This window comes from Desulfonatronum sp. SC1 (assembly GCF_003046795.1).
Taxonomy (GTDB): Bacteria; Desulfobacterota; Desulfovibrionia; order Desulfovibrionales; family Desulfonatronaceae; genus Desulfonatronum.
In genome coordinates this window covers 75,923-89,407 of sequence record NZ_PZKN01000005.1, presented here as the reverse complement: position 1 = coordinate 89,407, position 13,485 = coordinate 75,923, and the positions used below count along the sequence as shown (strand labels likewise).

At 61.0% G+C, this 13,485-nt stretch carries 12 protein-coding genes; 5 read left to right on the top strand and 7 right to left on the bottom strand.

What is annotated here, in order from left to right; genetic code table 11:
• Window positions 1–517 precede the first annotated feature (517 nt).
• From C6366_RS04215 to C6366_RS04205, 3 genes are all read left to right on the top strand, one after another.
• Window positions 518–766, top strand: a complete 249-nt coding sequence (locus C6366_RS04215; RefSeq protein WP_199221422.1) for a type II toxin-antitoxin system Phd/YefM family antitoxin — start codon at window positions 518–520, stop codon at window positions 764–766.
• On the top strand, window positions 763–1,149 hold the full coding sequence (locus C6366_RS04210; RefSeq protein WP_107736097.1) for a type II toxin-antitoxin system VapC family toxin: 387 nt from the start codon (window positions 763–765) through the stop codon (window positions 1,147–1,149). Before C6366_RS04215 ends, C6366_RS04210 begins: the two co-directional genes overlap by 4 nt.
• A 155-nt stretch (window positions 1,150–1,304) precedes the next feature.
• Window positions 1,305–3,626 (top strand): HDOD domain-containing protein, encoded by a 2,322-nt coding sequence (locus C6366_RS04205; protein ID WP_158269633.1) that lies wholly within the window; start codon window positions 1,305–1,307, stop codon window positions 3,624–3,626.
• Window positions 3,627–3,670: 44 nt separating this feature from the next.
• Here the strand turns inward: C6366_RS04205 and C6366_RS04200 are convergent, their stop codons facing one another.
• From C6366_RS04200 to C6366_RS04190, 3 genes are all read right to left on the bottom strand, one after another.
• Window positions 3,671–4,405, bottom strand: coding sequence for a SagB/ThcOx family dehydrogenase (locus C6366_RS04200; RefSeq protein ID WP_199221421.1), 735 nt, complete (start codon window positions 4,403–4,405; stop codon window positions 3,671–3,673).
• Window positions 4,402–4,671 carry an amphi-Trp domain-containing protein gene (locus tag C6366_RS04195; RefSeq protein ID WP_107736095.1) on the bottom strand — a complete coding sequence of 90 codons (270 nt, stop codon included), beginning with the start codon at window positions 4,669–4,671 and terminating at the stop codon, window positions 4,402–4,404. Before C6366_RS04195 ends, C6366_RS04200 begins: the two co-directional genes overlap by 4 nt.
• A 131-nt stretch (window positions 4,672–4,802) precedes the next feature.
• The gene (locus C6366_RS04190; RefSeq protein ID WP_158269632.1) at window positions 4,803–6,167 is read right to left on the bottom strand and encodes a DUF1343 domain-containing protein; all 1,365 of its coding nucleotides are present in this window, start codon (window positions 6,165–6,167) and stop codon (window positions 4,803–4,805) included.
• 131 nt (window positions 6,168–6,298) lie between these two features.
• Between C6366_RS04190 and ade the strand changes: the two genes are divergently transcribed.
• Window positions 6,299–7,945, top strand: coding sequence for an adenine deaminase (gene ade / locus C6366_RS04185; protein ID WP_107736093.1), 1,647 nt, complete (start codon window positions 6,299–6,301; stop codon window positions 7,943–7,945).
• A 17-nt stretch (window positions 7,946–7,962) separates the two neighbouring features.
• Window positions 7,963–8,931 carry an alpha/beta fold hydrolase gene (locus tag C6366_RS04180; RefSeq protein WP_107736092.1) on the top strand — a complete coding sequence of 323 codons (969 nt, stop codon included), beginning with the start codon at window positions 7,963–7,965 and terminating at the stop codon, window positions 8,929–8,931.
• A gap of 59 nt (window positions 8,932–8,990) precedes the next feature.
• Here the strand turns inward: C6366_RS04180 and C6366_RS04175 are convergent, their stop codons facing one another.
• The 4 genes from C6366_RS04175 to dapF form a co-directional block, all read right to left on the bottom strand.
• Window positions 8,991–10,319 (bottom strand): MFS transporter, encoded by a 1,329-nt coding sequence (locus C6366_RS04175; RefSeq protein ID WP_107736091.1) that lies wholly within the window; start codon window positions 10,317–10,319, stop codon window positions 8,991–8,993.
• 192 nt (window positions 10,320–10,511) lie between these two features.
• Window positions 10,512–11,399: a DMT family transporter gene (locus C6366_RS04170; RefSeq protein WP_199221420.1), complete on the bottom strand. Its 888-nt coding sequence runs from the start codon at window positions 11,397–11,399 to the stop codon at window positions 10,512–10,514.
• Window positions 11,400–11,509: 110 nt separating this feature from the next.
• Window positions 11,510–12,400 carry a 4-hydroxy-tetrahydrodipicolinate synthase gene (gene dapA, locus C6366_RS04165; protein WP_107736090.1) on the bottom strand — a complete coding sequence of 297 codons (891 nt, stop codon included), beginning with the start codon at window positions 12,398–12,400 and terminating at the stop codon, window positions 11,510–11,512.
• A 72-nt stretch (window positions 12,401–12,472) separates the two neighbouring features.
• Window positions 12,473–13,384: a diaminopimelate epimerase gene (dapF, locus tag C6366_RS04160; RefSeq protein ID WP_107736089.1), complete on the bottom strand. Its 912-nt coding sequence runs from the start codon at window positions 13,382–13,384 to the stop codon at window positions 12,473–12,475.
• Window positions 13,385–13,485: the final 101 nt, after the last annotated feature.

Genomic DNA, 13,485 nt, shown 5'->3' with positions numbered 1-13,485 from the left:
ACGCCACGCCGCCAGTATCCTAAGGGGAGGATGCTTGGGAGGTGATTGTCGAATTCAGAGGGTGGTGAACAGCCCCCGGTGATTTTATCGAAGAGGCATCCGGTTTTCGACAAGCAATCCAGGCACTCTGCTGAACTCGCGAAAACTATTCGTGACCAAGATCAACCCTCTACTTCTTGCATGCCCTGTTATCTGATTGTCATACGCCCCGATACTTTGTCCACCGACTTCCAGATTGGCAATGATTCTGAAACTATGCAAGGCGGGAATCGCATCCCAAAATCATGTGATATTCAAACTGAGATGCAGATTGGTTGACATTGAAGGGGGCGAGTCATTTATGTTATCCGTTCATTACCACATGCAGCCGGACCCGGTGCATATCGTCGTACCCGAAGGCTACGGGATGAGAACCTTGATCAGGCGCGTGTATTTGATTTTCTAGCTAGATTTGACTAGATTTTTTGCTGGGGCATGTTTTCAAACAGAAGCTGGTTGGAAAGAATCGAAGGAGGGCATGATGCTCGTCGTGAACATGTTCGAGGCCAAGACGACGCTTTCCAAGCTGGTCGAGGCCATTGAAAGCGGAAAAGAGAGCGAGGTGATCATCGCCCGTCACGGAACCCCGGTGGCCAGGCTGGCCCCGATTCCCAGGCAGCCGGTCGCCAAACGAATTGGGGTTGCCAAGGGGGAGTTCGTGGTTCCGGATGATATTGACGCGGACAATGAGCATATTGCCGCCTTGTTTCAGGAATCCATTTCGTGAGACTGCTCCTGGACACGCATATTGCTTTGTGGGCCGTCGTGGACAGTCCCAGGCTCTCCGCAAAGGCGCGTGAGCTGATCCTGGCTCCGGTCGCCGAGGTGTACGTCAGCGCGGCCACCATCTGGGAGATATCCATCAAGTTCTCTATTGGGCGAGGGGGCATGCCTCTTTCGGGCGCGAACGCCGCCGACTGCTTTACAAGAGCAGGGTATTTCAGGCTGCCCATGACATGGGACCATGCCTTGGCTGTCGAGTCCTTGCCCTTGCTTCACGCGGACCCTTTTGATCGCATGCTTGTGGCTCAATCCCTCAGTGAGCCGATGTTCCTGCTGACCAGCGACGGAACTCTTCCGGCATATGGCGATACGGTGCTCATGGTCTGATAAGAATGAGAAAAATGAGGGTCAGTAAAGGCGAGCTGAGGAAGTGGGCGTACACACTCCACCATGGGATGCGATTTATTTTTTTAATGTCATGGAACCTCGAAGGGTTCTGGTGATCAATGAAACATGCCTTAGATCTCCCTACATCAGATGAGTTGAAAAAAGTCATCACCCTGGAAGGCAGCAAACTGCCCAGCTTTCCACAGGCAGCCTTGAAGCTTCTGGAAATGGTCGGGGACGAGGATGTTTCCGTGAAGGACATGGCCCGGGTGATAGAATCTGATCCCGGGATTGCCGCCAAGGTGCTGGAGATGGTGAATGCCGCGGGGTTTGGCCTTACGCGGAAGATCACCACGCTAACAGAAGCTGTGGTTTTTCTTGGAATTGATGCAATCAGAAAACTGTGCATCGGGATGACGGTATTTCAGGGCCTGTTCGCGACATCCAACTCAAGAACGTTCGACAGGATACATTTCTGGCGACATTCCCTGTCCGTGGCCGTACTAGCCATGGAACTTGCAAAGAAACTTGAGCTTCCAAACCCTGAAGAAGCATATGTCGCCGGTCTCCTGCACGACGTGGGGAAAATCTTTCTCGATCTTCAAGGTCACAGGGACTACGGTGGATTTCTTCACGATACCGGCTCGTTCCAGGAGACGATCGTCGATCTGGAACGGGAAACCCTCGGCCTTGGTCATGACGACGTGGGAGCTTACTTCTGTTCCCTCTGGGGCTTGCCCGACAGCATCATTCTGCCGGTGAAGTACCATCACCGGAGTTTCCCGGACGAGGGCCTGCCCACTGATCAGGCGCTGCTCATCTCCATCGTGGCCCTCTCGAACTTCATCTGCTGGACCCAGGGCGTCGGGTCCTTTGAGAGCGAGACGGTCTGCCCCCCGGTTCTGGCCCCTGAAATCGAGCGGCTTGTTGACCTGGACAAAATCGACGTCATCGCCAGGATCAGAGCTATGAACAGGGAAATGGAACGGATTTCCGAGTTCTACCGGTTCGTATTTCCAACCCCCGGTGAGATCCAGGAGAGCATGCTCTGGATGAGCTTCAATCTTTCCAGGGTGAATACCAGGCTTGCGCATCGAGACGTCACGCAAGGCGCGCATGGCCATCGCCAGGCAAGCGAGAAACTCTCCCTCCACGATGTGGGGTTTGCTTTCGGCAAATCCCTGTCACAGGCCGGAACCGCCAGGGAGGTCATGGATATTGTCATGTTCCATATCGGGTCCATTTTTGAGCCAATGCACTGGGCCTTGCTGCTCAAGGACCCAAAGAGCGAGGGCGTGGTCTTCAACGCCGTGGAGGGGCTGAACAAGGAACGACTCCGGGGTCTCAGAGTGCCCAGGGGCAAAGGGCTGTCCGGATATCTCGCGGAACGGGATATGCCCTTGATCTCTGAGAATATCTCCCAGGATGCCCAGCTGGCCGGGCGCATGGAGCTGTATGCTGATTTTGAACCCCTGTCCTGCATGGGGGCCTTGCTCAAAATCAATCAACAGTTTTTTGGCGTCGTCGAGCTTGTCAATAAAATTAATGGATTGCCGTATACCTCGGAAGAATTGAAAATACTGGAATCCATTACAGAACAGGCATCCATGGCCATCGAAAGACTCTCCTACCAGCAGTCGCTGCGGAAAATGGCCACGACGGATTACCTGACCGGGTTGAAAAACAGGTGCTCCCTGGAGCGGATGCTGAGCAATAGGGATCTGATGCTGCGGCAGTATGGTCATGATCTTTCCATCATGATCATTGACATCGACAAGTTCAAACGGATCAACGAGGTTAAGGGGCGCAAGGCTGCTGATGAATTGCTGAAAAAGGTGGCCGGCATTCTCCGCTCCACCTTCAGAAAATCAGATAATGTCTTCCGCTACGAGGGCGACAAGTTCATCGCCCTGCTGCCCGGAACCGACAAACAGGCCGCGGATCAAGCCAGATCGCGGATGCTCACGTCCTATGAAGTGCTCAAGCGAGAAATGGGCGTCACCCTGAGCATCTTTGTCCATACCGTGAAGCCGGACCATGCCAAGGGGCTGATCACCTTTCTTGAGGAGCGTCTTGCCCAGGACAAGGCGGTACTGGAATGCGCGCCCGATGCATCCGGAGAAGTGGAACTCCAGCCCGTGCTTGAGCAGGAAACAGAGCAGCAGCCGGAAAGGAAAAAGATCTACCGGAAAAAAGTCCGCCTGGACGGGGTGTTCGAGCACCCTTCGGCCAAGAGCTACGGAAACATCCTGGTCGAAGAGATCGCCCTGACCGAAATCGGCTTTCGGGTGACAACAGGGCCGCTCAATGTCAAACCCGGTGACTTTCTCGAAGTCTCCTTTCGCCTGGACGATACGTTACACTCATTGATTGAACGACGTGTCATCGTCAGAAGCGTCCAGGGTGAGCAGGTAGACGCGGAATTCTACAACCCTCCACCATATGCAAAGGATCTTGGCTTTTACCTCCTGGCCTGATGGGAGGTGGGGGCGAAGGGGCGGTTAAGCAGGTCCTCCTTTTCTTAGCGCGGCTTGCCCACCGGGATCAGGTACAGCGGGGACTCGCCGGGCGGCAGATCCAGCAGGGCGGACACGTCCCGGTCGTTAAAGGCGCCGATGACCACGCTGCCCAGACCCTGGGCCACGGCCTGCAGGGACAGGTTCTGGGCGGCGTGACCGGCCTCCATGTCCACATAGCGCGTCGCGCGTCGGCCGTAGCGGGCTTCGGTCCGGGCATGAACCGCGGTGACGGCGAAGGTGACCGGGGCCTGGAGCAGGGCGGACTGGTTCAGGGCTGCCCGGGCCAGAGACTGCCGTTGGTCGTCCTGGAGTACCGGGATGAGATCATGACGTCCCGGCGCGTAGCGGTACGCTCCAGGGGCGAGGCCTTCGGCTCGGCCGACAATGACGATGATCTCCAGGGGATAGGTCGCCCCGGCGGAGGGCGCGGTCCGCAGCCCGCGCCCGTGTTCGGTAACGCCCTGGGCGGCCCAGAGCAGTTGGCCGATCTCGGTCAGGGTTACGGGGTGGTCGCTGAAGCCGCGTACGGACCGGCGCCGGGTCAGGGCCTCCTCCAGGGAGACGGGGCCGGACAGCGACGGCTCGGGCAGCTGGATGGTTTGCGTTGCGGGCATGGCCTCACCTCCGGATTGTTGGTCAGCATTGCAGGCAATACCCCAGAACACCAGGCAGAGGAGAGTGGCGGCCACCTTCAGGGCGCTCCAGGGCATGTTCCGAGACGTGATCAAGTCCCTCATGCCAACTCGATCCCGCTGGTTGCGGAACCGCCGCCGGGCCGCCATTCCAGCTCCACTTCCAAGCTCATTTTCTCGCCGTCGCGCTTGGTTTCCCGCTCCAGCTTGGTTTCCAGAACCAGGTTTGGGGGAATCCGGACCTGTTGCTCCTGATCTCCCTGGCGCAAGATCACTTCCCCACCCTCGACCTTGTCCGCCAACTGGCGCAGAAACGTCGCCACATCGCCCCGGCTTTTGGGCTCTTCGCTTTTGAACAGAACTTCTTCCATGTCGGCCTCCTTTGTTGGGGATTCAACGGTTCATGGGTGATCATTCCGTTTTTACGTTCAATACGGCACGGGTAGCCGGAACGTGCCGATTTCGATTTTGACTTCTGACTCCTGAGTTCTTCTCCCTCCCCTCACCTCGGCTCATACAACAAATACTTTTTTCGCATTTCCTTGAACCGCTCCCGCCGGGGGGCGATGGCTTGTTCGACGGCTGCGGCGCTGGCGCCCTGGGCGACCATGAGCCGGATTTGGTCCGTGCCCAGGGCGCGATCGAACAGGCTTTCCCGGATGCCCGGATTGTCGAACAGATTGCGCTCGGGATAGAGTTCCTGGAGGATGGTCATCAGGGTGATCTGGGCGGTCATGGGACGCAGGGCCAGGGGGTCGGTGACCACCAGGTGCGCGCCGTGCACGGTTCGTCCGGCGTGGCCGCCGTAACCGGGAACGTAGGAGATGGGCCGGGCGCGTAGTCCGGGGATGTTTCGGGAGTTGATGGCCGCCACCAGTTTGTGGCGGTCCATCCAGGGCGCGGCCAGGCACTCGAAGGGCAGGGTGTAGCCCACCCCGATGTTCAGGCCGCCCCGGGTTTCGCCCAGCACGCCGGTCAGGCTGTAGTGCACCGCGGAGATGGGCCAGGGGATGTGCGTGGAGGTGGGCGTCCAGGGCAGACCGGTATCCGCGAAGCGCATGGTCCGCCGGTAGTTGGCCATGGGGATGATGGACAGCTGGCAGGGGTTGGCCAGGAATTCGTTGTTCAGCATCCAGGCCAGTTCGCCGGGGGTCATCCCGTACAGGGCCGCGATGTCGTACTGGCCGATCCCGCTGCGGAACCGGCTGGTGTCCAGCACCGGGCCGTCCACGAAATCCGCGCCGATGGGGTTGGGCCGGTCCAGGACGATGAACGGGATTCCGGCTTCGGCGCAGGCGGCCATCATGTCGGCCATGGCATAGATGTAGGTGTAGGAGCTGGCTCCGATGTCCTGGATGTCGTAGAGCACCGCGTCCAGTCCGGTCAGCATGGCCGGGGTGGGTTTGCTGCGGTAGATGCTGTACACGGGCACGCCGGTCAGGGGCTCCACGTCGTCGGTCACGGCCTCCCCGGCGTAGATGTCCCCGCGAATGCCGTGCTCCGGCGCGAACAAGGCCCCTAAGCGGACTTCGGGATGGTCGTGGAGCAGGTCGATGGTCGAGCGCAGCTTGGCGTCCACCCCCGTGGGGTTGGTCAGCAGGCCCACGGTGCGGCCTTTAAGCAGCAGATCGAAAAACGAAATCATCGCCTGCCCGCCGTCCGCTCCCCGGACCGTGGTCCGCCAATCCCGGTCCAGCAGGACGTCCACGCCGGCGATCACATGCGACGAGGAGGGACGAAGATGGGGCTGGGTCGCCTGCGGGACGCCCGGGGCGGGAGACGGAACGGTTTGGGCCGTCCGAAAAAAGCAGCCGCTGGAAAAGGCGGCGAGAACGAGGCAAGCCAGAATGGCCGGGATGCGTTTCATGAAAAAAGACCCTTGCATGGAGTGCGGCGCCGGACTATCGAACACGGAAGACGACAACCGGGGCCAGGATCGGGATTGGGAACGGTCCTCGCCCGAGAATCCGTCCAACGTGACGGTGGAGGAGGCGCGCCATGGAAACGAGCATAACCATTCGAGGCAACATCGTCGATATTCTTGCCGGGCGAATTTTTGCCGGTCGTCTGGAGATCAGGAACGGTCGCATCGCGCGGATCGTTTCGGAGGAAGAATCGGGCGATGCTTCGGAGAGCCGGTTCATCCTGCCCGGGCTGATCGACAGCCATGTGCATATCGAGAGTTCCATGCTCATTCCCAGCGAGTTCGCCCGGGCCGCGGTGGTACACGGGACCGTGGGCAGTGTGTCCGATCCTCATGAACTGGCCAACGTGCTGGGCGTCGAAGGGGTGCGATTCATGGTGAACAACGGTCGTAAGTCCCCGTTCAAGTTCGCTTTCGGTGCGCCTTCCTGCGTTCCGGCCACGGGCTTCGAGACCTCCGGGGCCGTGCTGGACGCGGCGGACGTGGAAGCCCTGCTGGAGATGCCCGAAATCAAGTATCTCTCTGAAATGATGAATTTTCCAGGGGTGCTCCATCAGGACGAGACCGTGATGCGCAAGCTGGCCCTGGCCAGGCGCTTCGGCAAACCCGTGGACGGTCATGCCCCGGGGCTGCGCGGCGAGGACGCCCGGCGCTACGCCCAGGCCGGGATCAGTACGGATCATGAATGCTTCAACCTGGAAGAGGCCCTGGAAAAGATCAAGTACGGGATGAAGATCCTGATTCGCGAAGGCAGCGCGGCCAAGAATTTCGACGAGCTGCTGCCGGTGTTGGCCCGCCGTCCGGACATGGTCATGTTCTGTTCCGACGATCTGCACCCGGACAATCTGTTGGAAGGACATATCGACCGGCTGATCCGTCGCGCCCTGGTTCAGGGGTATGATTTGTTCGACGTGCTCCGGGCCGCGACCCTGAATCCGATCCGCCATTACGGCCTGGATGCGGGGCTGCTTCAGGAAGGCGACCCGGCGGATCTGATCATAGTGGACGATTTGGAGCGCTTCACGGTCCTGAAGACGTACATCGACGGCCGCCTCGCGGCCCGGGACGGCCGGAGCTTGCTGGAGCCTGTAGCCGAAGGGCCGGTGAATATTTTCGAAGCCCGGCCCTTCACCGAGCAGGCCCTGGCCCTGCCCGCCCAAACCGAAACCATTCGGGTGATCCGGGCTTTGGACGGCCAGTTGATCACCGAGGCGACCACTGCCCGCGCCCGGATCAAGGACGGGCTGGCCATCAGCGACCCGGAGCGGGACATCCTGAAGCTCATGGTCCTGCAGCGCTACCGCCAGGCACCGCCGGCCCTGGCCTTCATCCAGGGGTTCGGCCTGCGGACCGGAGCCCTGGCCTCGACCATCGCCCACGACAGCCACAATATCATCGCCGTGGGCGCGAACGACGCGGACATGGCCCGGGCCGTAAACCTGCTGGTGGAGAACCGAGGCGGCATCAGCGTTGTTCACGGCGACAAGTCCGACGTGCTGCCCCTGCCCTACGGCGGCCTGATGAGCGCGGACGGGGCCCAGGCCGTGGCCGCGGCCTATCAGCGCCTGGACGCCGCGGCCAAGAATCTGGGGTCCCCGCTGACCGCGCCGTTCATGACCCTCTCCTTCATGGCCCTGCTGGTCATTCCGGCTCTGAAGCTCAGCGACAAAGGACTGTTCGACGGAACGACGTTTTCCTTCGTGCCGCTGTTCGTCTCGTAATCCACAGGAGGCTCTTGATGATGATTCAGGGTGTATTTTCTGTTCTGGCTTCCGTGTTTCTGCTGATGGCCTTTGTCCTTTGCGGCGCTACGGCCCGGGCCGGGGGAAGTGAGGATTTGATCATGGAAGAGTCAATGAAGTCCGGCTTTGTCCAGGCCGGAGACGTTCAGATCGCCTGGCGTCAATACGGCCCGCTGGAGGCCGGATCGGAGATCCCTGCCAAAGCGTCCCTCGGATCATTCTCCGGACCGCCCCTGGTGCTGATCATGGGCTACGGCGGGCTGATGGAAATGTGGCCGCCCGCTTTGATTCAGGGGTTGGCGCGGGACCGACGGGTGATCGTTTTCGACAATCGGGGCATGGGGTTCAGCGGTTCCTCGGACGCGCCGTACTCCATCGAGTTGTTCGCCGAGGACGCCCTGGCCGTGCTGGACGGGTTGGGCATCGAAAGGGCCCACGTCCTGGGCTGGTCCATGGGCGCGTTCATTGCCCAGGAACTGGTCCTGCGCCATCCGCGCCGGGTGGACAGATTGATCCTCCTGACGGGATCATGCGGCGGCGAGGCCGCGATCTGGCCGGACGAGGCAACCTGGAAATCCCTGACCGACCTTTCCGGCACCCTGGAAGAGCGCATCCAGCGCATGCTGAACAACCTTTTCCCCCAGGACTGGCTGCGCCAAAACCCCGACCCCTCCGCATACCTTCCCCCCATCACCGCCCCGATCATCGACGCCCACATCCAGCGCCAAGCCCAAACCCTGTGCTCCTGGCCCGGCACCCGCGACCGCCTCCCCACCGTCACCAACTCCACCCTGATCATCACCGGAACCGAAGACCGGGTCATCCCCCCGCAAAACGCCCACATCCTGACCCAAGCCCTGCCCCACGCCCGTGCCGTCGAAATCCAGGGGGGCGGGCACGGGGTGATGTATCAGGAGCCGGAAAGGCTGGCCGGGTTGGTCGGTGGTTTTCTGGCGGTGGAGTGAAAGAGGAAAACGTACTCTGGATTGATTCCTGTCAGGGATGGATTCTCCCGGACCGGATATCAGGTCTCGCGAGCCGGACGGCAGTGGGTTTCCCTGGTGAACCAGGCCAGGGCGAGGGTGAGGCAGAGCCAGGCAAGCATGGGCAGGAAGGCCGCTTGGTAGGCCTGGGCGTCATAGACCCGGACGCCGTTGAGCAGCTCGCCCCGCCATTGACGGTCCAGGAGCCAGCCGACCAGCGGCTGGAGGATCATCGGGCCGGACATGGTGCCCATGTTGCAAACTCCGGAGACCGTCCCGGCCAGTCGCGGTGGCACGGATTCCTTGGCAAAGGCGAAGCCCACGATGACCACGCCGCAGGCCGCGGCTCCGATCATGGCCGCCGCGGCGAACAGGGGCAAGGGTAGTCCGGGGATGAGCAGGGCTGAAGACCAGCCCGTCAAGGCGATGAGGGACGCGGTGACGTAAAGCCGTTTCCTGGCGCACAACTTGTCCGAGAAGAATCCCAGGAGGGGGCCGGAGAGGGCCCAGGCGATCATGATCGCAGAACTCAGAGCCGCGGCGGCCAGCGTGGAAAGGGCGTAGCGGGCCTCCAGGAACGGAACCCCCCAGAGTCCGCCGAAGGTCAGGACCGTGCCGACCATGCCGCCCTGGGCCACGGTGAGTAGTAAGGTGTTCCGGTACTGGAAGATGCTTCCAAGCCCGTGGAACATCCCGCCGGTGTGGCCCGTTTTCGCGGCCAGGAGGGGAGCATGGGAGGCATATCCTCGCTGCGTCGGGTCGTCGCGGACGATCAGCCAGATGGCCGCGCCCAGGGCCAGACAGATCAGTCCCAGAATCCACATCACCCCGCGCCAACCCATCATGTCGACCAGTAGGCGCAACGGCGCCCCGGCGGTGACCGCGCCCATCACCCCTACCAGCAGTCCGATCCCGGTGACAAAGGCGAACATCCGCGGCGGGAACCAGTGGGTGGCCAGTTTCATCAGGGTTACCCAGGCCACGGCCACGGAACCGCCGATGAGCAGCCTCCCAATGTTGGCCAGGAGCACGGTGTCGGCCAGGGCGAAAAAAAAGGTTCCCAGGGCCGCCAGCAAGGCCCCGGCGGTGAGCAGACGTCTCGGTCCCCAGTAGTCCGCCAGCATACCCGTGGGAACCTGCATGGCCACGTAGCTGTAGAAGTAAAAGGCCGAAAAATTTCCCAGGGCCGCGGCTCCGATCTGGAAGTCGCTCATCAGAAGGTCGGTCATCACCGCCGGGGCCACCCGCTGGTAAAAGCTCATGAAGTAGAGCGCGGCCCCCAGCCCCCAGATCAGCCAGGACAGCCCGAGGGGGGGAGGGGCGAGGTTTGCTTGGGCGCGATCATCAATAAACGTTGTTTGGGGCTTCATCGGGGCAGTCTCAATTGGTTCTTTGTGAAACTGTAATAATTCAAGCATGGGAGATGTCAGGGTGGGCCAGCATCAGTCGAAATCGAAATCGCTATCGCAATCGGAAAGTTATCAGAAATCGATTTCGATCACGATTTCGATTTCGATACCGATCCGGATAGCGTCCGAAGATTGAGAAGGAATCTGCCTTGTTCATCGGGGCGCCGCCCCTTTGCGATTGGTGAGGTACACGCCAAGGCCGACCATGGCCGCTCCCAGAATCAGGGTCAGGCTGATGGTTTCACCCAGGATCAGAAATCCGGAGACAATGGCCCAGACGGGCACGAAGTTGATGAACACCGCGGCCCTGGAAGGCCCGATGGTTTTGACGCCCTGGTAGAACCAAGTGAACCCCAGCACCGTGCCGAATACTCCAAGATAGATCAGGGCCGCCCAGCTCGTCCAGGTCAGCGCCAGGACGTGACCCGGCAAGCCCTCGGCCAGGCTGAAGGGCAGCAGGGCCGCGACGCCCACCAGGCAGGACCAGGTCACCGCCGCATGGGGCGAAAGATCCTTCATCATCACCTTGCCCACCAGGAGATAGATCACCCAACTGGCCACGCAGCCGAAAATGGCCACATCGCCCCAGGATAAAGCTTGATGAAAGAGATCCTGGGGCCGACCACCGGTAATGGCCAGGGTCGCCCCGCAGACCGAAAGGCCGATGCCGGTCAGCCTGTCCATGCCCAGTGGTTCCTTGAATAGCGGGGCGGCCAGCAGGGCGATGAAGATGGGGTTGGTGGCCACGATCACCGCCGCTCGTCCGGCTTCCACGGTGCGCAGTCCGGTGAAGAACAGGACATTGTAGGCGAAGATGCCGCTCATGCCCAGGATGAACACCGGAAGCAACTGACCCAGGCGAAGTCGCGGCAGGCCGCCTTCGTACACGCGCACCAGAATCACCAGGCTGACCGCGGCGATGGCGAAGCGCAGAAACGCAGCGGAGAACGGCGGCAGGTCAGCGGCCACCACTCGCCCGGCTACGAAAGTGCCGCCCCAGAACATGGAGGTGCAGAGCAGCTTGAGGTAGGTTTTGAGCACGGGGGAGCTTTACCCGGGTGTTGGAATGGTTGCTGATCGCGGGACGCGAAATAAAAAAGGGACGAGGGAGAGCCCCCGCCCCTGGTCGCCGGACCCTGCGCGGCGGTGGACTATTTCTTCAGGGTGATCAGGCCCGCCTGCCCGAGGATGTCCTTGAGCCGGGCCTCGTTGTTGGGCTGCAACCTGACCATGGGCAGGCGGAACTCCGGCTTGATCCTGCCCATCAGGGACAGGGCCGTCTTGGCGGGCACCGGGTTGGTCTCCAGGAACATGGCCCGGCACAGCGGGGCCAGCTCATAATGCAGGTCCTGGGCCTTGGCGGTGTCGCCCTCCCGGTATGCGCGGCAGAGGTCGCTCATCTTGTCCGGAGCGATGTTGGAAACCACGGAGATGACCCCTTTGCCGCCCAGGGCCAAGAGGGGCAGGACCGTGAAGTCGTCCCCGGAAAGAACGATGAAATCCGGTCCGCAGTATTCGAGCACTTCGGAAACCTGGGCCATGTTCCCGGTGGCCTCCTTGACGCCCTTGACCTCCGGGACCTCCCGGAACAGCCGGGAAAGGGTCTCCGGAAGCATGTTCACGCAGGTCCGGCCCGGAACATTGTACAGGATCATGGGGATGGAAACTTCCTTGGCCACGGCCTTGAAGTGGGCCACCAGTCCTTCCTGGGTCGGCTTGTTGTAGTAGGGCGTGATCAGCAGGACGCCGTCCGCCTTGGCTTGTTTGGCCACCTTGGTCAGTTCGACGGCCTCCTTGGTGCTGTTGGAGCCCGAACCGGCCAGCACGGGAACCCGACCCTTGGCTTGATCGACGCAGATCTTGACGACCTGGGCGTGCTCGGCGTGGGAAAGGGTCGCGGATTCGCCGGTGGTGCCGCAGGGGACCAAGCCGTTGATGCCCGCTTCGATCTGCCATTCGATCAGACTTCTGTAGGCGTCTTCATCGACCACGCCGTTGTTGAATGGCGTGACCAACGCGGTGAACGCTCCAGTAAAAGACATATTTCCTCCTTGTGCTGTACGTGCGCCCCGGTTCCGGGCGTATGAAGAACCCGTCGCGGACCGTGTCGTCGATTAGGGCTCGGTCCGACTCAGACCCAGGGATCGGAGATTGAGGTTGGCCATGAAGACCAAGACGGCATTTCCAGTCAGAAAGACAGCGTCTTGGCCGATGGTGATGCCGAGAAGCTCGCCTCCGGATGTGCGAATGTTCACTTCCGGTCCGGTTCTGCCCAGGGAGTGGGCTATCAGGGCCGAAGCCGCGGCTCCGGTGCCGCAGGCGTAGGTTTCGCCCTCCACACCGCGTTCGTAGGTGCGCAACAACAGATTATCCCGGTCCTGGACCTGGATGAAATTGACGTTGGTGCCGTTGGGGGCGAACCGGGGGTGGTTGCGGAAGCGACGGCCGAGATCTTGGACGTCCAGGGCGGCCACATCCGGAGAGAAGACGACCAGATGCGGGACTCCGGTGTTCACGAAGTGGGCTTCCCAGGAAGATGTCGTGGCTGTTTGCCCGGAAGCGTCCAGAGAAGACGACTCCAAAGGGATGTTCAATCCAAGGCGCAGATCATGGTGCGGGGTCAATTGGACCTTGACCATATCCTGGTCGGGCAAAACCTCGGCTTTGATGGGACCGGCGTCCGTGCCCAAAACATGCGTCCTTTCGGCCAGCCCTAGTTCATGGGCCAGCCTGGCGGCGCACCGGGAGCCGTTGCCGCACATTTCGGCTCGGGAGCCGTCGGCATTGTAGAAGTGCCAGATATAGTCCGCGTCCACGCCCGGAGGCGTCGTGTCCAAAAGGATCAGCCCATCGGCTCCCACGCCGAACGCCTTGCGGCAGACCGCCTTGGCCCAGTCGGGCATTTCATCCGGGGCAAGCTGCAAGGCCCGGTTGTCCAGGACCACGAAGTCGTTGCCGCTGCCCTGCATCTTGCAGCACTCCACCCAGGGACCGAACGCATCGCTGGTTGCTATCCGTTGGTTCATAACGATTCCTAAAGCGCACCGACGCCGTGTGGCGGTACCTGTCAAAAAATCGGGCCGTCCTGTCGTGCTCAGCGAAGCGGTGTTCATACTCGTAATCGGAA

Bases quoted from the DNA above. Each gene is read 5' to 3' on its own strand.
- C6366_RS04215 (WP_199221422.1), top strand. From the start codon at position 518: ATGATGCTCGTCGTGAACATGTTCGAGGCCAAGACGACGCTTTCCAAG.
- C6366_RS04200 (WP_199221421.1), bottom strand. From the start codon at position 4,405: ATGAGGGACTTGATCACGTCTCGGAACATGCCCTGGAGCGCCCTGAAG.
- C6366_RS04195 (WP_107736095.1), bottom strand. From the start codon at position 4,671: ATGGAAGAAGTTCTGTTCAAAAGCGAAGAGCCCAAAAGCCGGGGCGAT.
- C6366_RS04190 (WP_158269632.1), bottom strand. From the start codon at position 6,167: ATGAAACGCATCCCGGCCATTCTGGCTTGCCTCGTTCTCGCCGCCTTT.
- ade (WP_107736093.1), top strand. From the start codon at position 6,299: ATGGAAACGAGCATAACCATTCGAGGCAACATCGTCGATATTCTTGCC.
- C6366_RS04180 (WP_107736092.1), top strand. From the start codon at position 7,963: ATGATGATTCAGGGTGTATTTTCTGTTCTGGCTTCCGTGTTTCTGCTG.
- C6366_RS04175 (WP_107736091.1), bottom strand. From the start codon at position 10,319: ATGAAGCCCCAAACAACGTTTATTGATGATCGCGCCCAAGCAAACCTC.
- dapA (WP_107736090.1), bottom strand. From the start codon at position 12,400: ATGTCTTTTACTGGAGCGTTCACCGCGTTGGTCACGCCATTCAACAAC.
- dapF (WP_107736089.1), bottom strand. From the start codon at position 13,384: ATGAACCAACGGATAGCAACCAGCGATGCGTTCGGTCCCTGGGTGGAG.